This window comes from Nostoc sp. CALU 546, from assembly GCF_048836525.1.
The window spans coordinates 34518-56724 of sequence record NZ_JAWJTF010000054.1; the positions used below are offsets into that span (position 1 = coordinate 34518).

Annotated in this window: 23 protein-coding genes and 1 pseudogene; 4 read left to right on the forward strand and 20 right to left on the reverse strand. The window is 40.1% G+C overall.

Features of this window, described 5'->3' with window-relative positions:
• Positions 1-9: 9 nt before the first annotated feature.
• Positions 10-417 carry a phosphomannose isomerase type II C-terminal cupin domain gene (locus RRG12_RS24050; protein WP_069068995.1) on the forward strand — a complete coding sequence of 136 codons (408 nt, stop codon included), beginning with the start codon at positions 10-12 and terminating at the stop codon, positions 415-417.
• A 106-nt stretch (positions 418-523) separates the two neighbouring features.
• On the opposite strand, the gene RRG12_RS24055 is transcribed toward RRG12_RS24050, so the two are convergent.
• The 7 genes from RRG12_RS24055 to dndE form a co-directional block, all read right to left on the reverse strand.
• A complete protein-coding gene (locus tag RRG12_RS24055; RefSeq protein WP_069068994.1) occupies positions 524-1282 on the reverse strand; it encodes a HEAT repeat domain-containing protein in 759 nt (252 codons plus the stop codon).
• A 174-nt stretch (positions 1283-1456) separates the two neighbouring features.
• Positions 1457-2023, reverse strand: coding sequence for a GNAT family N-acetyltransferase (locus RRG12_RS24060; protein ID WP_420760919.1), 567 nt, complete (start codon positions 2021-2023; stop codon positions 1457-1459).
• 16 nt (positions 2024-2039) lie between these two features.
• Positions 2040-2231, reverse strand: a complete 192-nt coding sequence (locus tag RRG12_RS24065) for a hypothetical protein (RefSeq protein WP_322638745.1) — start codon at positions 2229-2231, stop codon at positions 2040-2042.
• A 243-nt stretch (positions 2232-2474) separates the two neighbouring features.
• The gene (locus RRG12_RS24070) at positions 2475-2897 is read right to left on the reverse strand and encodes a hypothetical protein (RefSeq protein ID WP_069068991.1); all 423 of its coding nucleotides are present in this window, start codon (positions 2895-2897) and stop codon (positions 2475-2477) included.
• Complete coding sequence (locus RRG12_RS24075) at positions 2882-4396, reverse strand: AmpG family muropeptide MFS transporter (RefSeq protein WP_420760920.1); 1515 nt, start codon at positions 4394-4396, stop codon at positions 2882-2884. The genes RRG12_RS24070 and RRG12_RS24075 overlap by 16 nt, the downstream gene beginning before the upstream one ends.
• Before the next feature lie 328 nt (positions 4397-4724).
• The gene (locus RRG12_RS24080; RefSeq protein ID WP_420760921.1) at positions 4725-6182 is read right to left on the reverse strand and encodes a DNA phosphorothioation-associated putative methyltransferase; all 1458 of its coding nucleotides are present in this window, start codon (positions 6180-6182) and stop codon (positions 4725-4727) included.
• Between the two features lie 63 nt (positions 6183-6245).
• Entirely contained in the window at positions 6246-6632 is a 387-nt protein-coding gene (gene dndE, locus RRG12_RS24085; RefSeq protein WP_190936007.1) for a DNA sulfur modification protein DndE, read from the reverse strand.
• Positions 6633-6730: 98 nt separating this feature from the next.
• Here dndE and RRG12_RS24090 point away from each other — a divergent pair.
• Positions 6731-7087, forward strand: a pseudogene (locus tag RRG12_RS24090) (four helix bundle protein).
• A gap of 149 nt (positions 7088-7236) precedes the next feature.
• On the opposite strand, the gene dndD reads toward RRG12_RS24090, so the two are convergent.
• The 3 genes from dndD to dndC all read right to left on the reverse strand — a co-directional run bounded on the left by dndD (position 7237) and on the right by dndC (position 11928).
• Entirely contained in the window at positions 7237-9222 is a 1986-nt protein-coding gene (gene dndD, locus RRG12_RS24095) for a DNA sulfur modification protein DndD (protein WP_420760922.1), read from the reverse strand.
• A 355-nt stretch (positions 9223-9577) separates the two neighbouring features.
• A complete protein-coding gene (locus RRG12_RS24100) occupies positions 9578-10198 on the reverse strand; it encodes a Uma2 family endonuclease (protein ID WP_069068986.1) in 621 nt (206 codons plus the stop codon).
• A gap of 86 nt (positions 10199-10284) precedes the next feature.
• On the reverse strand, positions 10285-11928 hold the full coding sequence (gene dndC, locus RRG12_RS24105; protein ID WP_420760923.1) for a DNA phosphorothioation system sulfurtransferase DndC: 1644 nt from the start codon (positions 11926-11928) through the stop codon (positions 10285-10287).
• Between the two features lie 171 nt (positions 11929-12099).
• On the opposite strand from dndC, the gene RRG12_RS24110 reads away from it, so the two are divergent.
• The gene (locus RRG12_RS24110; RefSeq protein WP_420760924.1) at positions 12100-13698 is read left to right on the forward strand and encodes a DGQHR domain-containing protein; all 1599 of its coding nucleotides are present in this window, start codon (positions 12100-12102) and stop codon (positions 13696-13698) included.
• Here the strand turns inward: RRG12_RS24110 and RRG12_RS24115 are convergent, their stop codons facing one another.
• From RRG12_RS24115 to RRG12_RS24155, 9 genes are all read right to left on the reverse strand, one after another.
• Positions 13699-14640 carry an HNH endonuclease gene (locus RRG12_RS24115; protein WP_420760925.1) on the reverse strand — a complete coding sequence of 314 codons (942 nt, stop codon included), beginning with the start codon at positions 14638-14640 and terminating at the stop codon, positions 13699-13701.
• 31 nt (positions 14641-14671) lie between these two features.
• Positions 14672-15142 (reverse strand): DNA phosphorothioation-associated protein 4, encoded by a 471-nt coding sequence (locus RRG12_RS24120; protein WP_420760926.1) that lies wholly within the window; start codon positions 15140-15142, stop codon positions 14672-14674.
• A gap of 115 nt (positions 15143-15257) precedes the next feature.
• Positions 15258-15809: a Uma2 family endonuclease gene (locus RRG12_RS24125; protein WP_420760927.1), complete on the reverse strand. Its 552-nt coding sequence runs from the start codon at positions 15807-15809 to the stop codon at positions 15258-15260.
• A gap of 269 nt (positions 15810-16078) precedes the next feature.
• On the reverse strand, positions 16079-16345 hold the full coding sequence (locus RRG12_RS24130) for a type II toxin-antitoxin system RelE family toxin (RefSeq protein ID WP_420760928.1): 267 nt from the start codon (positions 16343-16345) through the stop codon (positions 16079-16081).
• Positions 16342-16578 (reverse strand): hypothetical protein, encoded by a 237-nt coding sequence (locus RRG12_RS24135; RefSeq protein WP_420760929.1) that lies wholly within the window; start codon positions 16576-16578, stop codon positions 16342-16344. Before RRG12_RS24135 ends, RRG12_RS24130 begins: the two co-directional genes overlap by 4 nt.
• A gap of 53 nt (positions 16579-16631) precedes the next feature.
• Complete coding sequence (locus RRG12_RS24140; protein WP_420760930.1) at positions 16632-17207, reverse strand: Uma2 family endonuclease; 576 nt, start codon at positions 17205-17207, stop codon at positions 16632-16634.
• 65 nt (positions 17208-17272) lie between these two features.
• Positions 17273-19345 carry an AAA family ATPase gene (locus tag RRG12_RS24145; RefSeq protein WP_420760931.1) on the reverse strand — a complete coding sequence of 691 codons (2073 nt, stop codon included), beginning with the start codon at positions 19343-19345 and terminating at the stop codon, positions 17273-17275.
• On the reverse strand, positions 19342-19575 hold the full coding sequence (locus RRG12_RS24150; RefSeq protein WP_420760938.1) for a hypothetical protein: 234 nt from the start codon (positions 19573-19575) through the stop codon (positions 19342-19344). Before RRG12_RS24150 ends, RRG12_RS24145 begins: the two co-directional genes overlap by 4 nt.
• A gap of 249 nt (positions 19576-19824) precedes the next feature.
• Entirely contained in the window at positions 19825-21303 is a 1479-nt protein-coding gene (locus RRG12_RS24155) for a DNA phosphorothioation system restriction enzyme (protein WP_420760932.1), read from the reverse strand.
• Between RRG12_RS24155 and RRG12_RS24160 the strand changes: the two genes are divergently transcribed.
• A complete protein-coding gene (locus RRG12_RS24160) occupies positions 21246-21380 on the forward strand; it encodes a hypothetical protein (RefSeq protein WP_420760939.1) in 135 nt (44 codons plus the stop codon). The two genes, RRG12_RS24155 and RRG12_RS24160, sit on opposite strands and share 58 nt — an antisense overlap.
• Positions 21381-21434: 54 nt before the next feature.
• Here the strand turns inward: RRG12_RS24160 and lexA are convergent, their stop codons facing one another.
• Positions 21435-22040 carry a transcriptional repressor LexA gene (gene lexA / locus RRG12_RS24165; RefSeq protein WP_420760933.1) on the reverse strand — a complete coding sequence of 202 codons (606 nt, stop codon included), beginning with the start codon at positions 22038-22040 and terminating at the stop codon, positions 21435-21437.
• Positions 22041-22207: the final 167 nt, after the last annotated feature.

Consider the following 22207-nt stretch of genomic DNA (forward strand, 5'->3'; position numbering starts at 1 on the left):
AAACTAATTATGACTCCCAATGAAAATAATACTCAGTCAAATATCAACGAATTATCTCCACATTCAGGTACACGATATTGGGGTGAGGTAGAGGTAATTGAGGAGGGAGAAACTTATAGAATTAGTCGTGTTGAAATCAAGCCCAGACACGGGATTAAACCACAAATTCATTATCATCGCAATGAACATTGGGTTGTAGTTTCCGGTGTGGCGAAAGTAACTTGTGGCGATGCGGAAATATTACTGAATCGAAACGAATCAACTTATGTCCCCGCAGCAACACTACATAAAGTAGATAATCCTGGACATATTCCGCTAGTTATTCTGGAAATTCAAAATGGTGAATATCTGGGTGAGGATGATACTGAGCGCCCTTATGACTTAAATTTGGTCAAACCTGTAGCTGAAGGGCAGTAAGGGATGGGGGAGCAGGGGAGCAGAGGAGGCAGGGGAGGATGAGGGAGAAAAGGCAAATAATCAATGCCCAATGCCCAATGCCCAATGCCCAATTCCCCATACTCAATCAAAACCACCCTTCTTGTTCTAGGGTTTCAATTAGCTGTAAGCCACGGGGATCGCCCACTCCTAATAGTGAGGCTTTGGCGTCTTCTCGGACTCCCAAATCTTGATCTTCGGCAAAGGCTTGAATTAGGGCATCGATCGCAGTGGCATAAACTACATTAGAAGGTAGTTCGCGGCACAGTTGACCAATTGCCCAAGCACTGTTACTCCGTACTGCTGCCACAGGATCTTGAACTAAGGCTTCAATTAAAGGTGGTGTTGCCCCTATCACTGCTTCATAACCCACTTCTGCCATCTGTGCTAAGGCGCTTGCAGCCCACAAACGCACTGCGGAAATGTCGGTTCTGAGGGCGTTTGCTAAAGGTGCTAAAGAACGGCGATCGCGACAGTTTCCTAAAGCCCAAACTACACCTTTACGTACATAGCCATTCCAATCACTGTTTAGTTGAGCAATTAACGGACTCACTGCTTCTAAACTGGGATTGCGCCCGATGCCATAAGCTGCACTTACCCGCACCAAGGGACAGGTATCAGTTAACAGGCGAATCAGATGGGGGGTAGCACGGGCATCTTCTATATCACAAAAAGCACGTGCCGCTAACATTCTTTGCTGGGGCTGGGGATTTTCCAGCAAGGCTAGCATCACTTCTGGATCGGGCTTGGCCACAACTGATTCGGCAGTTAGCGGCTCTATTTTATCTAAGGGGCTTTCTAGCTCCTCCTCAATATCGAGTAGGCTTAGATCGTCTTCGTCATACATAATTTGATTTCAATCCCGAAAAGGGATTAACATATAATCCCCCGCGCCAATAAGTTAAAGCTTTATATATATTAGTTGGGTTCTTATACATTTTCCCTTCTTCCTCGTTGAGTTTTATCCAAACGAGAACCTCTATAACTCATACGCTACAGTATGTTATCGCTATTCTTGAGTTTATTTTTCTGCACTCAGGAATTTTACCATCCAGATGGATTGGGTTTGATAACCTAACTGATTGTAAAGATTCAATGCGGGTTTATTGGATTGAAACACTTGCAGTCCAATCTGGCGATCGCCTCTTTGAATAGCCCAATTTTCCACATATCGCATCAAAGCTGTACCAATACCCCGCCGCCGATGTTCTGGTACAACGTAGAGGATAAAAATGTGAGCATGACGGTTCCCATGTACTTGATCTATAGCATTGCCCACCCAGAGGCAGGCTATCGGGGGATGGGCATGGGACATTGGGAATGGGGCATTGGGCATTGGGATTGAATCTTCAATTTTGAATTTTGAATTTTGAATTTTGAATTGATTTCTCCCCTGCTCCCCCTCCTCTTCTACCCACCACAAGGGCGTATCGCTGGAGAAATATTGCTTAACTGTTTGCTCTAGGTGGGAAAAATCCTCATTGGGAAAAAGATCCTGGTAAGTTCGCTGCATAAATTTAAGCAGCAGCGATCGCTCCAAAAGGGAGCCACGGCGAATAATATATCCAGGTAATAGTTGCTCAGACACGCTGATGTTTATTGACTTAGCTAGCTAAGTTATGTGCTGCTGGAGGTAAATCAATTGGAGTACGTTGAGAAGTTACTTGTACCTCTTCAATTGGTGCGGGTGCTGCCATATCAGACGGTAAAAAGATCCGGGCGCTGACTGCCACTAGGGCAAAGACAAATACCAGTACTACAAGCAGTGGAGCGATGTATTGACGAAAAATAGCCATATTTTAATTGCAAGAAGCTAGGAACTTTGATGAGAACCTAGCTAAAGATTTGTGAAGTATTCTTGATTTATTTTAGCAATTTTCTGTGCATGGGAATGGGGCATTGGAAATTGGGCATGGGTAAGAAGGGTAAAGAGGAATGGGTAAGGGGGAAAGGGAAAGGGGTAAGGGGAAAAAGGGAAAGATTAAATTTATTCCTTTTCCCTTTAACCTTTAACCTTTTCCCCTCTCTTGTTGCTTCCCCTACTCCCTCTGGCGATCGCTCTCCAAGTCATCGAGTACTCTTTCGCAATACCAATTCTCCGGCATCCCAGGATAAGTCTCTTTTGCCTGTTCAATTAACCGTTCGGCTGCGGCAGTGTCACCAGATAATTTAGCGATTAGCCTGTTTTTGAGATAGCTATCAGATCCACCATCGTCTACCTGGGTTGGTATCCCTTGATTTATGGTTGATGGAGTTGATGGTCGGGATTGTTCTCTTCGCAATTGCCAAAATAAAACGTAATAAAGTGTACCAAAAATTAAAATTAGGCTGAGTGTTCCAAAAAAAGTTAGGAGGTTAAATGCTAGAAATCCTAGAACTAACTGCGAGAGAACATACCCCAGTAATAAACCGGTAAGTAAGAGGATGAATGTGCCGACAGCAATAACTACTTGATTCCCCATATATCCTCTTCTTCGTCCTCAAGTCCTGGTCTGGATACTGCCACTGGCTGAGGGTTCCAGGGGGCAACTAACGGTAAAAGCAGCAATCCAGGTAAGGCTGCTACTAGGGTTAGCAAGAAAAATGAGGGCCAGCCTGTAGCCTTAGCCCAATCTCCGGCAGGAGCGGAAAGAACATCTCGACTAATAGCCATTAAGCTAGAGAATAAAGCAAACTGAGTAGTTGTAAAGCGGTGGTTACAAAGGTTCATTAAAAATGCAACTGTAGCAACTGTGACTAATCCAGCACTGAAGTTTTCGATGTTCACTGCCAATACTAAAAGTGAATAATCTTTGCCAGCAACCGCTAACGCATAATAACCCAAGTTACTAAATAATTGCAGTATGCCAAATATCCATAGACTGCGATTGAGGTTGATTCTAGTCATAATGACCCCACCAGCTAATACGCCGACTGTCGTCGCTAGAAAGCCCATTCCGGCTTGAATTGCCCCAATCTCAGTTTTGGTAAAACTGATTTCCCGTAGAAATAGATTCGCTGTGATTCCCACCAAGGAATCACCTAGCTTATAGAGGACGATAAAAACTAGGATGATGCTAGCTTGAGTCAGCCCAAATCGGTGAAAGAATTCCTTGAATGGCAGGAAAATTGCTTCTTGTAAATTTTGGGGCGGACTATCTTCTCTTACCTCACCTAATAACTCTGTCGGTAATAACAAAGATGTGACTATCCAGGCTAATATCAAAGTTGCTAATAGCCAATAAAATACAGGTAGAGCGATAAAGCCGACAAATACACCTCCGATTAATCCGACTACCAACACAGTTATAAATAGCAGAAAAATGACATCTTTAAAAGATAGGGGTGCAGCTTTTTGTATGTTGCCCTGGATCTTTGGTTCCCTTGGTGCCCATAAAGTTGTAAGTATACTCCCTGCCATTAAAGCTGCCATGAGTAAGTAAACACCATTCCAAGGGATATGATCTGCTAGAACTAAAGCTAAGGAACTGGTAATAAACAGCGCTAAACGATAACCTAGAACCCAAACGGATGCACCTGTTTTGGCTTCTATGGGGTTTAAAATGTCCGTGCGGTAGGCATCACCGGCAATGTCTTGAGTGGCACTCAAAAAAGTGATAATCAGACAATTGATTGCCAGCACTTGCAGTACTTGGTCATTTTGGGCAGGCTGTTGTAATGCCAAAAGTGCGATCGCTAATGCTAATCCCAGTTGGGTGATTACTAGCCAACCCCGCCTTCCTCCCAGAACTGGCGGTATAAATCTATCTAATAAAGGAGACCATAAGAATTTTAGGGAATAAGGTAAAGCCAGCAGACCAAATAAAGTAATTTTCCCTATATCAACCTTGGCATCTTGCATCCACAGCTGCAACGTTCTACTTGTTAAAAACAACGGCAACCCAGATGCAAAACCTAGCAATAACAAAGCACCCATCTTACGGCTTTGAACAGCTTGTCGCAGTGCTTGCATTTCTCTCATTGTTTAAACATTCCTTGTCACCTTTGATTAATTTCACTTAATAATGCACGTTATTGGACGCAGCAAGCCTATAATGGGAAGTTTGCAGGAATTATGCTGTGCGCTTCAGGTAAAATTGGCTAATACCAATTGCAGTTATCTTGCCACACCTGCTATACCATCTCATGCATATACGCCAGTTTGCACTAATGCAAGAAGGCAGAAGGCAGGAAAAAAGATTGCATGGTAAAGTTTTTAACTTTTTTCAATTGGATAGTTATTTCTGCTGTGCTGCACTATACGTTCTCGGCTGAAATGCTAAATAAGTCCTGACAGCCCTATCGTTTCCTTAACTTTCCTGAATTGGATAAACCTGATGCCCCCTGATTTCTACCCTGTGTGCGGCGAGGCATTTTTCCCAACCTTCACGCGTACCAATGTCGCTTTTTTGGTTAAGTAGCCCTAATTCCTGTTCTTGTTGGGTGAGTTTAGCAAATTCTTCGTAGCCTGGGTAGTCGCTAGTAACAAATGTTTCCTTCCGGTGCAAAATCGGCGGATTTGCTCTAGTTTCGTAGTCTCGATGAGTCACAAAGAGGGTTTTTAAATCAATACCGATGCTGGCTTTTAACGCCGGGTGGGGATCGGTATCGAATTCAGGGTAAGACAGATAGGATATTTGCGGTTTATCAGTGTGATATTTAATTAATGTCGCTTCATCGATACGCCCAATGGTACGACTAGCGCAACCTTCACAAATTCGTAGTACGGGATCGAGTGCTGCTAATGCCGAAACATGGACGTAAAGCGCACCGCGTGTATGTTTTCCAATTTTGCTTTTTTCACAAGCAGCTTTAATCACCCCAGGTTTACCTAAACTGAAAAGTTTTTGGTCGGCTACAAGACACGCTTCCTCATAGCTACTAAAAAAGGCTTTGATATCGTGACGCATTTCTGGGGCTAGCTTCTGCCATGCAGGACGTTTATCAAAGTGGGTCAGGGCGAGATAAACTTGGATATCGAGAGAACGACGATAAGCGATCGCATCCCATTCAGCCTCATCAGTAGCTTGCAAAACTACACCAAAGGCACGGCGAAAGTTACCAAATTCGCTCAGTAATTCCTGTTCATTTTCCAATTCCCCTTTCACAGGTAGTCTACCGCGCTTGGTAAAGAAAGCCATTAATGGTTGCAGCTGTTCTTGATAGTCTTCAAACCGCTTGGTGGGGATACGGACTCGCGGTGTAGAAGTCGCAGAAAAGAAGCGGATAGCTTTATAACTTTCTTTTTCAGCTTCATCTCGAAAAACAAAATAGACGCCTAGTGCGATCGGTACTGCATCGACATTTAGGACTTCATCAATATAAGTTTTGAGTTCTTGCTGTTCGTAATATTTCTGAAAAGTATTGCGGCGCGTCACAATGCCATCATTGTAAGCAAGTTGGGTTTTGCTGGGAGCGTTAATTAGTATTTGAGCCGCGACAATTAAAACTTTCCCGGTGAGTTCCCAAGCTTGGATCAAGCTTTGACGGCGTTCCTCTGAGTCTTCAATAACATTAAGGACATAACCCAGGTTAACCACATCGGCGGCGGTGCGTGGTACATCAGGATAGTAGTAAGGGTCCCAGCCTGCACTGGTGTAGCCTAAGTTTTTTACTCGCTGCACATCACCACCATAGCCGCAGCCGTAGTCAAAAAAAGTGGTGTCTGGATTGAGGATTGACCCTTCTATAGCCAATCGTACAGGGCGAGATATGTCAATGCGAGCGATCGCAGCTCTATGACGCTCAATTTCTAGCGCTTCAGGCATAATACTAATTCGTAATTCGTAATTCGTAATTCGTAATTAAGACAGTTAGCAGCTAATATTCTTTCAAGGTTTAACAGCCAGTTCAATTAAATCTTCAATTTTCTTGATATTTGGATCGCCTGCTAAGTAGCCAATACCGCGATGCAAATGTAAGCGGAATTGGGTGGCAAGGGTTTCTTTATCGGTGGGATAACCGTCATTATGACAGCGTTGCTTGAGGGCGAGGAGGAGAATATCAGACATTTCGCCACCAAAGACGCGCCAACTCATTTCGACGTTGCTATCCTGGGGAATTGGGACGGGGGAGGGTGTGGTTGATTCTGCGAGGGAACGACAAAATGCCCAACGACAAAGGATATTCCATTGGTCGATTTTTGTGCTGCGCTTAAGTTTGGTAAGTTGGTCTTTGGCTGTTTGGGAGAGTTTTATTCTTTCGATTGGGGATTCCATAATAATTCGTAATTCGTAATTCGTAATTGATTTAAAGTGAGATTCTAGTTTTTCTTTTAGATGGGGGAAACATAGATATTATGATTTAAAAGACAAATATGGTAAATAATAGTAGCATTACTGACAGAACAAGAAGTTTTGCGGTAAGAATTGTTAAAGCTTGTTGCTTTTTAGACGAAAAACCTGGAGTTTATCGAATTCTTTCTAAACAATTACTTCGTTCCGGTACTTCGATTGGTGCAAATGTCAGAGAAGCACAGTCTGCCCAATCTAATAGAGATTTTATCAATAAATTAGAAATTGCTTTGAAAGAAGCCAGATAAACACAATACTGGTTAGAAATATTAATTGAATCCGAACTAGTGGATAGACACAAATTTAAACTACTTCTCCAAGAGGCAAACGAAATTGGCAAAATTCTAGTTGCTTCCACCAAACGACTCAAAGGTAAATAACCTGAGTTCGGGATAAGCTGAAACCCTTATTAAACCGTTGCTTGATTTTGAGATATGTCAACGTGTTTGCGTCGTTTCCGTCAAATAACGCTGAATAAATCTTCTTAACCCGAACTGACGTTAAATAATTACGAATTACGAATTACGAATTACCAAAAATATCCTGGTTGAATAGTTGTTTGGCGGGTGGAGGAGTCGTATTTGAGGAGATATTCACGGGCGATCGCTTCATTTTCTCGCAGTGTTTCCACTTCTTTCTTGCCAATCTCAGTATCCGTAGATAACAAAATTACTTGATGGCTGGCGGCTGGGAAGTAACGTTCAACTAGGTTGCTGCGATGAGAGGAGTCTAGTCTACCTAATGGCGTATCGATTGCTACTGGTAAGCGGTGGCCGGAGACTTTGGCTAAACCCCAGAGGAATGCGATCGCAAGTAATTGTTTTTCACCAGCCGAGAGGCGATGTTTAGGAACGGGTTTACCATTTAAATCGTAAAGCAAAAGGCTAAAAGTCTTAGTATCAATAGTGATACGATGCACTAAATCTGATTTATGCAGGAGATAAAGGAAGCAGTTTTTAACTTCCTCCTCTAATTTATTGAGTTTTCGCAGAGTTAATTTTTCACGAAAAATCTTGAGTGTGTTTTGAACTTTCGCTGCTGAGGTAATAATATGTTCGCTATTTTTATGTTTAATATTTTCTACAGTATAATCACTTAATTCTCTCTTTGACTTGGCAATAATAGTTTCTAATTCAGCTAAACGATGGCGGATTGTTTCGTAATTTGCCTTAGCTTCAACAACTTGATTTTGTGCCGCTTCTAGTGCTTGACGCAGCTTTGTATAATCTTCTGGTGCTGCTGCTGTTTGCACTTGTCTTTCTAGAGTATGAATTTCCTCTTCTTTATTTTTGAGAATAGCTAATTTTTCTTTTGCAGAAAGTTTAGAATTGTGTAAGTGATATATAAGATTATCTAGTTGACTTAAAGTTTCATCATCAGCTAATAACCAAGGTGCTTCCGTCTGGAGAGTCTTTGCATATAAACTATCTACATCTTGGATTAAAAATGATTGAATTTTTTCAACTTGTATCGGAGAAATTTCTACTTGATTTAGCCAAGCGAGTAAACGCTGATCTCGTTCAAGTAACAAATCTTTAGAAATTTGTATCTGTTGATGGCGAAATTCCTTTTCTCCCTGTGTCTGCGCCTGATTAAGTAAATTAGGAATTAATGCCAGAGGTAAAACATCAGCCGCCAATTCACACATCGACTGACGTACTTGTTCAATTTCCGCAGTTTTTGTATTTTGCTGTAGTTCTAGTTGATTGCGTTCTGCTGCAATCTTTCCACCTTCAGAAATGAATTTATCAAAGGCTTCTTGCTGCTTTTGTTCTAACTCTTCTACCTGATTTTTGAGAATTTCTACTTTCTCTTCTGTGGTTTGATAATCTTCTTGCTGTTGGGTTAACCTAGTTTCAATTTCCTCTAGGTTTGCTAAATCCTTACTATTACCAACTTCTTTCAGTTTGCGGTTAACTAAAATATCTAAATCAACTGCTAAACGATCTGCTAACTCTAGCCCTAAAAGTCCGCGTATCGCTTCTACTACAACTGGTGGTGGTGTTTCCTGTTCTGCGAGTTCTTTAACTTGTTCACCATCAAAGAGAAATAAGTTAGAAATACCTAATGGTAGAAGATTTTCAATATATTCATCCCAGATATTAACTAAAGCATCAGGCCATGTATCACTGTCACCTAAAATACCTAATGTATCTTTACCGTCTTTAGGATTTTTTGTCCAACTACGCACAACACGGTATTTTATTGGTTTATCGTTTTCAATATGTTCAAAAAGTAATTCAATTCGGGTGTCTGCAACTGGATCAATTTTATTGTTAACGCATTGATTGAGAAAATCACTATAACTTAAATTACCACGGGTAGAACATTGGGCACGGGGGCCATAAAGGGCGAGACGAATGGCATCCATAAGGGTAGTTTTTCCGCCGCCATTCATCCCACCTAAAAGAATAATTGGGTGTGAGCTTTCCTCATCAATTTTTGGGTTAAGATTGATTACCTGTTTACCACTGTAGGGGCCAAAGTTTTGTAGAACTATTTCAAGAAATATCATTAATTTTTAAGAGTGTGTTTGAAAAGTTATACGGTGTGATTTTTTACCCCCCTTAATCCCCCCCTTATAAAGGGGGGAAACAAGAAAATCAAGTTCCCTCCCCTTTATAAGGGGAAGGTTAGGGTGGGGTAAAATATTTAATAAATCAATCACGACTTTTAAAACATCCTAAGATTAACATGAGTTCGACAGCGATCGCAGAAGTAGAAACTTTGTGATCAAAGGAATCAGATAAAATTAATTAGATGATTTTGTCTGACGCATTGATAAAAAATATTGTCTATGAAATATAGATAATACCATCACTAAGTGTTAAGAAATGCGATCGCATCTGTCTGGGTGTTGGTAAGCGTGGCTAGATTTGCACACTTCCAGCTTGAAAAATCTGTTCGGCGGTTAAATTCAATTCTGGGAAAGTAGGCGAGACAATATGGGTATCGCCTTTAAATTGAGTAACTTGGTACTCACCATCAATTAATTGATAAATGGATATAGTAGGCAGCTTAGGATTGCCAATAAACTTCCTAGCACCTATAGCCGCATAATCTATAATCCAATATTCAGGAATACCTATAGCTTCATAATCAGCTAATTTTTTGTAGTAATCATCTCGCCAGTTAGTACTAACAACTTCAATAACTAATGGAATAGATGCAGCTTGAGATACAGTTGATTCTTTTTTCCATAAAGGCTCATTCACTAAATTTGGTCGATTGATTATTAAGATGTCTGGTGAATAAGCTGATTCACCTTCAAATGGCTTGACTAAGACAGTTTTTGGAATGAAGTAAGGAAGTTTTTGTCGCCCAATTTCGATAGATATATTTAGCGCCAAAAAACCAACAACATCCTCATGATCTCCTACTGGTTGAGCCATTTCAACAATCACGCCATCATGTAACTCGTATCTCCCACCTTCAGGCCGCCAAGCTGCAAAATCTTCAAAAGTTACTAATTTGTGTATGGCTTGAATCATAGAACCTCGCTTGTTTTAAGATGATCAAACTTTGTCAAGCGTTCTTTAAGCAGTTTGTTGACTCCCATCTTCTATTATTCTGAGTTTTACTTTTTAAATTTCATACTTGCCCAAGTTACCTGTTCATCGCTTTCACTTTTACCTTCATCTACTTCATTGATTGCTGCAACATCGCCCAAAGTCATCTGCTTGACTTTTGCAACATCACCTTGACTAACTGCTTCGCTTAATTCGCGTTTCAAACGAGCATTTTTAATCGCATCTTCTGGAGAACGGGAACTCGTATTAAAGCATTTTTCTAAAGTATCGTATATTCCCACGCGACGAGTCTTTTTGCGATACTGGCGTTCTGTATCTAACAATTTCGCCATGAGTTCCAAGTGCATCGCGTCACCTTCACAGATTTCTTCTAATACTATCCATTCATCACGACCTAGTAGGCTATAGTCTGCACCAGGACGAGGGTCTTGAAATTCTTCACCAGTCACTTCTTGATAAATCCGGGGTAAGCTATCATCAAATTCGTGTTTTTCTTCTAGCCAAATGCGGCGGATTTCGCTCATTTCTTCTAGAGTAATTAGGGTGATATCGCGCATACTTTCTGGCGCTGTCCGACGGGTTTTTGTTTGTGCTTCTAATAATCGTCTGAGCCAATGTTCCCGCCAATATTTTGTGTAGGGGCCATGAATTGGTTCAATAGAGGTTTCACCATCTACATGACGTTCAAAAAGTTGGACTTCTCCCCAGATGCGACGGAAGTCTCTTTTGTCGCGGTCATCTCTATTATCTAATTCATTACGGATATCTAATAGAGGCTGCATCCATTCTTTTTCTTCATCATTTTGAATCATTGCCTCCATTGATTTATCTTTACTAACAATTGTGCAAACCCAGCAGCCAAATCGGGAATCACCACAGCTAGCAGTAGAAGTATCTACAACTAGAGGACATTCATTATCTGCTGTTGCACCTCGATACATAGTGAACAAATCTTTGTTGCTATATTCCCAAGGATTTTGCCACTGATTTAGATAAATCCAAACTTCATCAGTACGCCAATCTTCAATAGGGCTATAAATTAAAGAATTAGGCAAGCTTGCACTATGGTAAAGCAAAGATGTAGGTGAAGTTGAATCAGAAATCAGGCGATCTTTTAGGCTACCTGCTTGATGTTTTTCCATTGAGATAGCACGTTTAATGCTTTCAGCTTTGCGCGTACCTAAAACAAGAATAACTTCCCCATTTACTCTAACTACATCACGGATAAAGTGGTTAGAAGGATGAATTTTTAGACGGTCTGTACACCAACGAAATTTTCCTCGTGGCGTTGGATAACCTTTACCAATCAAGCTTACCCAAAATGTCTCTTTGATTTCTGGGTGTAATAAATGGGGTTCAATGGGCATTTTCTGTTCTTGAGCAGCAACTTTCATCCTTTCTAAGGATTTGCGTACCCAAACAGAGACTACAGGGTTTTCTACTAGTGTGTCAGTTGTAATAACATGAATAGTCTTTTTTCGCTTTTCAACTGGTAGTGCTGCGATCGCATTCCAGATAAGCTGTAAAGTGGCAGTACTATCTTTACCACCGGAATAGCCTACCACCCAAGGTATCTGGTCTAAACAATACAATTCTTGAATTTCAGTGGTGAGAGCTTGGATATAGTCCACTAACTCTGCTACAGTACGTGTTTGCTGACCTTTATTTTCTGCTTGTTGTGCTGTAGTCATTTCTCCTTCTCTCTGGAAACCTGGCATAATATTCGGGCGAATAGAATTCGCGGCTATATAAACAAAACCCACCGACCTGGGCTGAATAAAAGTTTTTAAAAACTTTACTACTAATATCCAATTTTTTGGATAATTAAACGACATAATCCTATTCTGTTTTTAAAATTTAACATGAAAGATAGTGCATCTGACCCAACGGCTGACATCGCTAGAGAATACCTAGAACGAGAAAACAAAGAAAAACAGGTACTAGCTTTACTCCTAGAGAAGTTTTTAGGGAGAAAAGATCAGATTCTCGTTCAAAAAACCGAGATGGGTGGTACTGAGGCTTATGTTAGCTCTGTTACATTGGAATGGTTCGCAGGTCGGGTTCACTTCGCCTCTGGTTTACCTCTGTTTCAGAAAAAGTACAATCCTGAAACTGATAATGTCGAGATTGACGCAGATAGTATTGATGAAATTCAGCAACGTCCCCTTGATTGGTCACGTCAAGCACCGCTAGTCCAGTATTTAGCGGCTAGAGACAATCATAAGTTTCCGCCAGTACTGGTGGTGATAAATCAACCGTGGGTGGATAATCCCAAAGCTGCTGAATGGGATAGCGAAGGACGCGCCACAAAATCTACGACTGATTTTATACCCCTAGATAAAGACGGTAAGGTAGGTCTGCTAAATATTTCTGAGGATGATGTAACCATTTATGCACTAGATGGACAACATCGACTCATGGGGGTTCAGGGGTTGATGGAGTTAATCAAAACTCGTAAACTCCAGCGCTATAAAAAAGATAAAGGTGCTGATGACAGTTTTATTACAGTCAATGATTTGATAGAAAAGTACCAAGTAGACCTTGCTTATTTGCAAAATTTACCCAAGGAAAAAATTGGTATTGAGTTCATCTGTGCGGTAGCGGCTGGGGAAACTCGCACCGAGGCGAGGCGGAGGGTGAGATCGATTTTTGTTCATGTTAACCTCATGGCTGCACCCTTGACTAAAGGGCAACTAACACAGTTGAATGAAGATGATGGTTTTGCGATCGTTGCTAGAAAAATTGCAGTTACACATCCACTATTAGAACAACGACAAGAACGCAATCCCCGCGTCAATTGGAATAGTGCAACGGTAGCTTCCAATTCTACAGTTTTAACCACTTTGCAAGCTCTACAAGATATGTCTGAGCGGTATTTGGCTCAAAAGTTCCCCCACTGGAAACCCTTGGAGAAAGGTCTAATTCCCATGCGTCCAGAGGATGAAGAACTTGAGCAGGGGATTGAGGAATTTAGCAAGCTATTTGATAATTTGGCTAGTCTTTCGAGTTATAAAATTTTAGAACACGAGGATACACCAGCTTTACGGCGGTTCAGCTTTGAGAAAGATGGAGGTGAAGGAAATATGCTTTTCCGTCCGGTTGCTCAAGTTGCATTAGCGCAAGCTTTGGGAATTTTGGTGTTTAAAAAAGGTTTTTCCCTAGCAGATATTTTTAAGAAGCTGCGGAAGTTTGACCAGCAAGGTGGCTTTAGTGGTATGGAATATCCCCAATCTCTCTGGTATGGGGTTTTGTATGACCCAAATAAAAAGCGGGTGCAGGTTGCTGGACGAGATTTGGCGGCGAAGTTATTGGTTTACATCCTGGGTGGAATTCAGGAACAGATGGAACGTGCTGAACTTCGTAAGGCTTTGGCTGATGCTAGGACTCTGGAAGATAAAACTATAGGTTTTGATGGCAAATTTGTTGAACCAAAAGCAGTAGGACTTCCACCTGTCTTGTAATTATGCTTGAAATATATTTTGGCGATGCCATTGCAACGCTTCCAGTTCTGGAAAGTATTTCTCTGTATTTGGTAGAAGTATTATTTCACCATGAAAATCTTTCATAGGTTTAGCATGGGGAGATGCTTCTTCCAAATCATTACTAACTATAATTTTGTATTGCTCATCTACAGCAAACCAACCCCTATCAAATGCCCAATGATGATTTTTACAAAGAGCAATTCCATTATGAATTTTATTATCATAAAATTGTGAAAATGGCTTGATATGTGCACCATCCACAATATTTTGATTTACTTTTTTAGTTACTTTCAATCTACAAAAAGCACATCTGTAGTCATAAACGTGTACAATTGCTTTCCTAAAAAAAGCGTTTCTAATAACTGCTCGTTTCAAACTCCATCTTGGATTAGGCTCTAAATTGCCTGTTTCAATTATTTTTTCTATATTTACTGCGTCATCTTGAAAGGTTTGATTTATTTGTAAAATAGCTTCTAAATCATTTTCATTATCAGAAAAGAAAGCTGCCACAAGTGCATCAATTAGTTCTTTTCTGCAAAACTCATCTTGCAAAAAGTTAAATAATTCACTGTCTAGATATGCGTATTCAACAGCCTCCTTTAGCTTGTTAATTGTTTTTGGCTGTAACCCATTAAATTCAGGCTTAAATTTCAAGTACCAAAAGCCTTCATTTTGCATATGAAAGAAAGGATAGTGTAAACCACCTTTGTAAGATGGAGAACCGATTACATTCCAATACCTCTCAAATATTTGAACTAATTCGTCTGAAACCCGAATCTCGTTAGTAGTAATAACACCTCGTGCAATTAAATCAATTACAGATAAAAGTAATATTGGTTTATATTGAGCATTACCACGCTTCCGGCTACTACTCACATTTAATTCAGCAAAGCGTTTGCAATAATATGCTAGATTTTTCATATTTAATAACTTAATTAAGCAAGCGAAAAAATCAATTTAAGAATTTACTGAGGTCAAATTCTTCTTCTAGCTGTTCTTTTGTTCCTTTTTCAGAAATAAGAACTAATAGAAGTCGTTCTGAGTAGTCAACAGAACCGCGCAACTCACTTTGTAAAATTTCCAGCCCTGCATTAGCATACTCTTCAAATATTTGAGTACGTTTATCTTCATCTTGTTCTTCTCTAGATGAGAGTATGTTGATATCTTTAGTTTCAGTGATTCCTAATAATTTAATGATTAGGTCATAACCCAATGAAGCAAAATTTTCTTGTGGAATTGGAGATGGTTCTCGTTTTGTGGTTTCTCCCAAAGGAATGCGCTTTTTATATTTAACGCCTAAAGCTGCTGCAAACACCATTACTTCTACATAAGTCTGAAAAGGCCCAGTTGTGTCTTTTGATGCTACTAGAGATTTCACTAACTCAGCCTTATCTTTAGCAACCCTGATTCTATTTGCAGCCATGATATTAATATTTACATTGTTGCCATCTTAACCGACAGCGAAAAGCGATCGCTACGTTTACGCAATTGCCAAGGTATGATTTGATGATAGTATGTGGGCGATCGCTAAACAAACACTAAACAAATAAATTATCCACTAACATAGTCCATCCTGGTACTGCGGGTTCAGCTTCAGCTACCTCACCACGGCGATAAACTTGCGGTTCTTCAGGATTACTAGCACGATATACTCTAATAACTTCCTCTTTAAGCACATCTACATCCCAAACTACTAGCGTACCAGCCGCAAAATAATCACGGCGTTTACTAGCTATATCTATCTCAGCCTTATCACCATAATCATTTTCGCTTCTCATCTCAGCAGCAAATACAGGCGCACCATTAAGAAACTTCCCAGCCGTAGGTTTGCCAGTATAAAATGCGGCATCAGGACTTAAAGAACGACGATGAGGGAGATTGACAATAAAACCGACATTATCAGGTAAAGCATAACCACTTTTTGTCAGACGTTCATAATCCCGTAGACTTGCATAAATTTCACCACCTGCACGTCCTGGTAAAAATCCAGTTGGAGACATCAGCACCAATTTTCCATTGACAATCTCTGCTTTACAATTGTCAGGTAAGTGGTACAAATCTTCAATACTTGCCTCAGTTTTAATACTCATATAGCGTTTCATAATCTAGTGAGGTTAAGCTGTGCTTTATCTCTCCTTACTAAGGAGAGGGGTTGGGGGTGAGGTTTTTATCTTCTAATTAGTTAAGGATAATTTAAATTTTACATCTTCTCTTCTCTCTGCGTCCTCTGCGCCTTCTCTACGAGACGCTAGGCGAAGGCGGTTCGTTTCTCCTAAACTTATATTTACAATTGAACATCCTCATAAACCAAAGAAATAGGAAAGTGAAAATCAACACTAGTTAAATGAACTTCATCTCCTTAACTTTCATCTTTATAAATCCCGCTACGATGTCCTACTTTAATTACAGTTACTATCAAAACATCATCATCTACTTCATAAACCACTCGATAATCTCCTACTCGAACACGATATGAATTATCATCACCTTGTAGTTTTTTGACCCCGTTTGGACGCGGTTCTATTGCCAAGTCATTGATTTTAGTTTGTATGCGTTGTTGTACGTCTATAGGTAGTTTTCTAAACTGCTTTTTCGCACCCCTTGAAAATTTAACTTCGTAACTCACGCAACATCCTTGCTTATTTCGTTTCTTATTTCGTTTTGAATTTCATCCCAAGATACAGTGCCATTAATGCGTATATCTTCTCTAGCTTCTTTAATGGCTTTTAAGTCTTCTTCATCATCTACATCATCGATTTTTTTTAATAGTGCGTGAATTTCAACTAAAGTACTATCATAAGTTTGATGTAGCAGTACGTTGATATCTTTAATTAACTGTTCTCTTTCGTGTGGTGTCATTTTTAATCATCCAAGCGTGAGTTTACTTTTTCTGCCACTGCCTCTAGTTTCGCCTAAACTAAAGTTGCAAACGGAACATCCTCATAAACCAAAGAAATAGGAAATTTAAAATCAACACTAGTTAAATGAACCTCACCCCCTTCTTCATAAGGATGTAACTCCCAGAGTCCTCTATCATTTAATCGGAAGCAATCTAAACCAATTTTTTCAGCATCGATAAGGACGTATTCTTGCAAAGTTTGAATGTGACGATACCGCGTAAATTTTGTACCTCTATCGTAAGCTTCCGTACTTGGGGAAAGAACTTCAACAATTAAACAAGGATATTGGAGAAATTCAATAGCTTGTTTATCTCGTTCATCGCAACTCACCACAACATCGGGATAATGAAAAGGCCCCTTTTCAGATACACCTACTTTCCCATCCGCCATATTCACACGACAACCATTTCCTCGCAGGTGACTTTTTAACGCTGAAGCTAAGTTTAAAGCAATATCATTATGGGGAAGAGTACCCCCAGTTATGGCGAAAACTTCACCATCAATATATTCATATTTAATTTCTTGGCGTTCTTCCCATTCCAGGTATTCTTGTGGAGACATAAAATTTCCGTCTGGACTCGCAACCATAACTTTATTCCTCTCTTTTTCTCAAATGTAACCAAGAAAAAACCTTTGCGCCTCTCCGTGAGTAATTACCCATTCCGTTCAACTGCGATAATTTCCGTATATTCAAACTCATTCGGACTTTGTTTCACCAAAGGATATCTTTCCCCACCCAACTGAATATAATCTTGTTCGCAATCCGGCTTAGATGAATAATACGTAAGCACATATTCTCTACCAATTCTGTCTGTCATTTCTGCCTCAACTTCACCCCGCCACTGAGTCTTAGTAACTAAAACTATCAACTGATTCGCTAATTGGGGAATTGTCTTCGCAATGTGTCGCCGCGAATTCTCATCCAAACTACCGAAGGGTGAATCCATGACAATTGGGAAAGTGCTACTATCGGGAATCATCATCATTTTCCGCTTCTCACTCCATTCCCGTACTTTGTCAATGATGCTGGCTATAAAGGATAAACTGAGAATTTGATTTTCCCCGGTGGAAGCTGCAACTGGTGCTTCTACCCCTGTGGTATTTTCTACTAATGTCAGTTCATATTTTTCACTAATTTTAGGAATGTATGGAGTCACAGAAATATCCATAAATATCTCTTGTACTCGCTTTTCTAGTTGCAGACGAAATTGTTGTTCTTGACGATTTCTAACTTCCGTTAACCGTTCGATTGCATCTTGAGTGGCGTTAATTCGTCGCTGTGCTAAAGTTTGCTTATCTTCATTCAGCTTTTGCTTGGCGATTTGTTTGTTTAAACCTTCAATTTCAGTTGTGAGTTGAGCAATTTGCTGCTGATTTGCACCCTGTTCTCGATTTAATTCATCAATTTTATTTTCAATTTCATCTAAACGTTTTTGTAAACTGCTAATTTCTTCATTAGCATCTTTTCGCAAGCGTTCTTGAATATTGTCTAAATCGCCTTCAATCTGAGATATGCTTTGCCTTAACTGATTAATTCTACTTTGTTCTCTATCAACCTCTTCCCAAAATCCTATAGCTTGCTTATCAATTTCGTCTACTTGAGCTATCATCCGAATTGCAGTTTCTTCCACCGCCGAGGAACCTGCTTTATTTAGCCAAGTACTCACATGAGTATGAGAATGATTGCCCTCATGTAGTTCTGCACCACAAATACAGCGTTGAGAATTGAGTAAATCATTGACAAATTCCCGTGAAATTCCAGAGGTTAACTCACCTCGCTGCTTCAAATCATTGATGATTCCTCGGAACTGGGATGTAGTTTCTGAGAGTAAAACTGTATAACCCCGCGCGGAAATAACTTTTTTCAGCGCTTCCTTCGTTTTTTTATATTCTTCTTGATTTACCGCTTTCTGTGATTCTAAATCCTGCCATCTTTCTTGCAATTCCTTAGCAGCGCTTAGTTCTCGCAACCGGTTACTTGTCTCTTTTTTAAAAGTTTGTTGATATTCTAACTCTTCTTTAATTTCAATTTGCCGTTTGGTAATGCGTTCGCGTTCGCGTTCTATTTTTTCTTGCTGTCGTAATAATTGTTTGGTTTCAGAATCACCAATAGCTTTTAACTCATTTTCTAGAGTTTTTTTAGCATCTCCTAAATGTCTGATGGAACGGTTGATTACTTCCACACCCAAGAAAATTTTTGTAGCTTCGGCAATTTCAGCTTTTTTATCAGAACGGACTATTTCTTCAATTCGTTCGCCGTCAAAGAAAAAATATTGATGTAAAGTAGCGGGTAAAATTTGATTAATTATATCGTCTGGTTGCTGAGTTGGTATATTCCATTTGCCATCATCCGCACCAACCCACATGGTTAATTGAGTTTTGCCAGCGTCAAAATCATCTTCGTTTTTATAACCCCGACAGGCGCGTTTAACTCGATAGCGTTTACCTTCATGTTCCCAGCCAATCTCTACCCAACATTCTACAGCTTGACCTTTTTGAGCTTCTGCGATCGCACGCTTATTTACTAACTGTTCTATTGATGCAAATGCTGCACTAAATTTTTCATATAATACCCAAGTAAAGGCATTTAGTAAACTGGTTTTTCCAGAGCCGTTATTACCATGAATAATCGTTGTGTTCTGAACATCTCCAGCAGTGAGGAGCATCTCTGGTGTCGTACCATAAAAGGAGCGAAAGTTGCATAGCTTGATTGAAGTCAGCTTCATCGCACCTCTTCCTTAATAATGTCCAAAATATGATCGTTTATATGGCTGTTTATCTTCTTATCTAGTCTGCCTTTTTCCAGCTTCCATACCCGCTCAATAATTCGCCGCACCTCCGGCGGAGCGCTGTTTATTGGCTCCTGCACATCATCGATATTCGCATCTTGTGACATCTTCGGTTTGGAAATATAGATTTTCCATATTTTAACTTTGTCTAGTGCTGTATTTACCACCGTAAAGTCACTGTTAGCGTTATCTTTAATTTTGTAAAAACTATTTTTTTAATTTTATACTTTTCTTTGAAAAAAGACTTTATTATTGAATGATATTCTGATATTGTTAATATTAACAATATAGATCATAATGGGATGTAAGTGAAATTTTTAAAGCAAATTACATCCCATTATGATCTAACTCATAATTTTATTATTTCATACTTAATGCTTCTTTTTTCAAAACTCGAAAAATTTTACAATCGCTGATCAAATATCTAATAAACCATAGCGCTTTTGTAAATCAAGTAACTTCATTCTTGCAACGCCTGCATTATCAGCTAAATCAGCAAATTCTACAAAGCGACGCAATTCCTTTTTCAATAGATTACGTTCGACTTCTATAGTTTCTCTATCTAAATCTGGTGGCAAAACAATCATGTCAAATATTGTTGCGCGTTCCTTAGCCGGATGAGGACGTAAAACTCGCCCCCGTCGCTGAATAAATTGGCGGGGATTGCCAGAACTTGATAAAATCACCGCAGTTTGAATTGCTGGAATATCGACACCTTCATCTAAACAACGAATTGCTACCAAACCCTGTAATTCGCCACTTTCAAATTGATGACGCAATATTTCCCTTTCTTGCAAAGTTGTTTGAGCCGTATAGGTACTAACTTTATACCCTAAATCCACCCCCAGAATTTTAGCAACAGCTTTGAGTTGGCGTAGAGATGAACGTTGTCCCGCATCTTGGGAACCATCACTACAATAAAAAAGAGTGTGACTAGTTTCGCGGCGAGTAATCATTAAATCCCGTAAAGCATTTAATTTATTTTCTGCCGCCCCAATTAACCTTGCTCTTTGCATCAACAACGGCTTTAAATCTTCATTGTCTTCAAAGCTTCCCGCTTCGCCATTTTCTCGATCTCGATAAAGTAGCGATCGCCCAATTCTTTTAGTTAACTTTAAATAGGCAATACTTTCTGCCTCAGTTAACTCTACCAACACCGGATAATACAGATAATGTACCAAAGCACCTTGAGCGATCGCATCCCTCAATGTAAACTCTGGTTGGAGAACTGGGCCAAAATAATCAAATAAAGATTGTGTACCAAAATCATCAAAATACCTCTCCGGCGTGGCAGATAAAGCCAGTCTCAACCCCACACTGCGCGGTAAACTTTCTTCTAACTTGGGTGCGCCTAAATTATGCGCCTCGTCCCCAATAATTAAAGTTTTGGCAGGAAAATATTTGAGTTGAGACTGAAACCCATCTCCAATTAATGTGGAGTTCGTAGTAATTACAGTGACAAACCGTTGAGAACCAGAACGCAGATTATAAATTTGGGTAGAAAGCTGACTTTGCCAAGTGCGTAAATTCTCAAAGGCTAAAATGGGTTGCAAATTAAATTTTTCACATTCTCGCGCCCATTGGGTGACAAGATGGCGGTAGGGACACACCACCACCAGAACTTGTAAATTAATCTGCTGATATAATTCACAAGCGATCGCAAGTGCAGTAATCGTTTTACCACTACCAGTAGCCATTTTCAGCGTTCCTCTGCCATTGTTGGTAAACCAGCTAGCGATCGCTTGGCGCTGATATTGCCGCAATTGCAGAGACGGAGGCATTCTTGGGCATCCTGGTAATGGTTGCGTGTGATAACTGCCCTTACTTTCCCTTATAAATGGTAATTTCAACCGGAAAGTGGGCAGTTGTTGCACTGGATTTTGCGTCAGGTACATATTTTAAGCAAATGGGCATTGGGCATTGGGCATTGGGTGGGCATTGGGCATTGGGTGGGCATTGGAGTTCTGAGTGAGGAGTTCAGAGTTCTTCTCCCCTATGCCCCATGCCCCATGCCCCATTCCCCAATTCAGTTGTAACCACGCCAAACACCAATGAGTGAACCTTGCACCTGTACTTGCATAGCACTGACTTCAATGGGATTGTACTTAGGATTTGCCGGTTTGAGGGTGACGCGATCGCCTTGGCGATAAAAACGTTTTAATGTTGTACCAAATCCATCGACTCTAGCGGCGACGATTGTGCCATTTTTTAAATGATTTGGTTCTGCTACTGGACGCAGGAATACTACATCGCCATCAGCAATTAAATCTTCAATCATGCTATCGCCAGCTACGCGCAAAGCGTAGGTTTGGGGAGGTAAATCGAAATTAGAAAAGTCTAAATGATCTACAGCATCAGTAAACGGTTCTATTAAACCACCAGCAGCGATCGTGCCCAAAATTGGTACACCTTGTTTCACAGGACGCAAAATCCGAATTGTTCGCGCTTGTCCTTCAGTCCATTCTATATATCCTTTAGTGCGTAAATGTTCCAAGCGGCTTTGAATTGGTGCTGGTGACTTCAAGTTCATCGCTTGCATCATTTGCCTAATTGAAGGCGAATGCTGGTGCGATCGGATGTATTCTGCTAACCATTCGTAAAGTTCTTGTTGAGCTTCCGTTAGACGTTCCATAAATTTTGTGGGAAGTAATTATAAATGTCTCTAGAACATTAGTACTACAAAAAACTCCCCATAACAAGAGAAAAGTAAAAATATGAAAGGCAAAAGCAAAATTATTTTCTTTTCTTTTACCTTTTGACAAATAAAAATATTACAGGTTACAGGTTAGAGGGTACAGG

Bases quoted from the DNA above. Each gene is read 5' to 3' on its own strand.
- RRG12_RS24050 (WP_069068995.1), top strand. From the start codon at position 10: ATGACTCCCAATGAAAATAATACTCAGTCAAATATCAACGAATTATCT.
- RRG12_RS24055 (WP_069068994.1), bottom strand. From the start codon at position 1,282: ATGTATGACGAAGACGATCTAAGCCTACTCGATATTGAGGAGGAGCTA.
- RRG12_RS24065 (WP_322638745.1), bottom strand. From the start codon at position 2,231: ATGGCTATTTTTCGTCAATACATCGCTCCACTGCTTGTAGTACTGGTA.
- RRG12_RS24070 (WP_069068991.1), bottom strand. From the start codon at position 2,897: ATGGGGAATCAAGTAGTTATTGCTGTCGGCACATTCATCCTCTTACTT.
- RRG12_RS24075 (WP_420760920.1), bottom strand. From the start codon at position 4,396: ATGAGAGAAATGCAAGCACTGCGACAAGCTGTTCAAAGCCGTAAGATG.
- RRG12_RS24080 (WP_420760921.1), bottom strand. From the start codon at position 6,182: ATGCCTGAAGCGCTAGAAATTGAGCGTCATAGAGCTGCGATCGCTCGC.
- dndE (WP_190936007.1), bottom strand. From the start codon at position 6,632: ATGGAATCCCCAATCGAAAGAATAAAACTCTCCCAAACAGCCAAAGAC.
- dndD (WP_420760922.1), bottom strand. From the start codon at position 9,222: ATGATATTTCTTGAAATAGTTCTACAAAACTTTGGCCCCTACAGTGGT.
- RRG12_RS24100 (WP_069068986.1), bottom strand. From the start codon at position 10,198: ATGATTCAAGCCATACACAAATTAGTAACTTTTGAAGATTTTGCAGCT.
- dndC (WP_420760923.1), bottom strand. From the start codon at position 11,928: ATGACTACAGCACAACAAGCAGAAAATAAAGGTCAGCAAACACGTACT.
- RRG12_RS24110 (WP_420760924.1), top strand. From the start codon at position 12,100: ATGAAAGATAGTGCATCTGACCCAACGGCTGACATCGCTAGAGAATAC.
- RRG12_RS24115 (WP_420760925.1), bottom strand. From the start codon at position 14,640: ATGAAAAATCTAGCATATTATTGCAAACGCTTTGCTGAATTAAATGTG.
- RRG12_RS24120 (WP_420760926.1), bottom strand. From the start codon at position 15,142: ATGGCTGCAAATAGAATCAGGGTTGCTAAAGATAAGGCTGAGTTAGTG.
- RRG12_RS24125 (WP_420760927.1), bottom strand. From the start codon at position 15,809: ATGAGTATTAAAACTGAGGCAAGTATTGAAGATTTGTACCACTTACCT.
- RRG12_RS24135 (WP_420760929.1), bottom strand. From the start codon at position 16,578: ATGACACCACACGAAAGAGAACAGTTAATTAAAGATATCAACGTACTG.
- RRG12_RS24140 (WP_420760930.1), bottom strand. From the start codon at position 17,207: ATGGTTGCGAGTCCAGACGGAAATTTTATGTCTCCACAAGAATACCTG.
- RRG12_RS24145 (WP_420760931.1), bottom strand. From the start codon at position 19,345: ATGAAGCTGACTTCAATCAAGCTATGCAACTTTCGCTCCTTTTATGGT.
- RRG12_RS24160 (WP_420760939.1), top strand. From the start codon at position 21,246: ATGGTAATTTCAACCGGAAAGTGGGCAGTTGTTGCACTGGATTTTGCG.
- RRG12_RS24155 (WP_420760932.1), bottom strand. From the start codon at position 21,303: ATGTACCTGACGCAAAATCCAGTGCAACAACTGCCCACTTTCCGGTTG.
- lexA (WP_420760933.1), bottom strand. From the start codon at position 22,040: ATGGAACGTCTAACGGAAGCTCAACAAGAACTTTACGAATGGTTAGCA.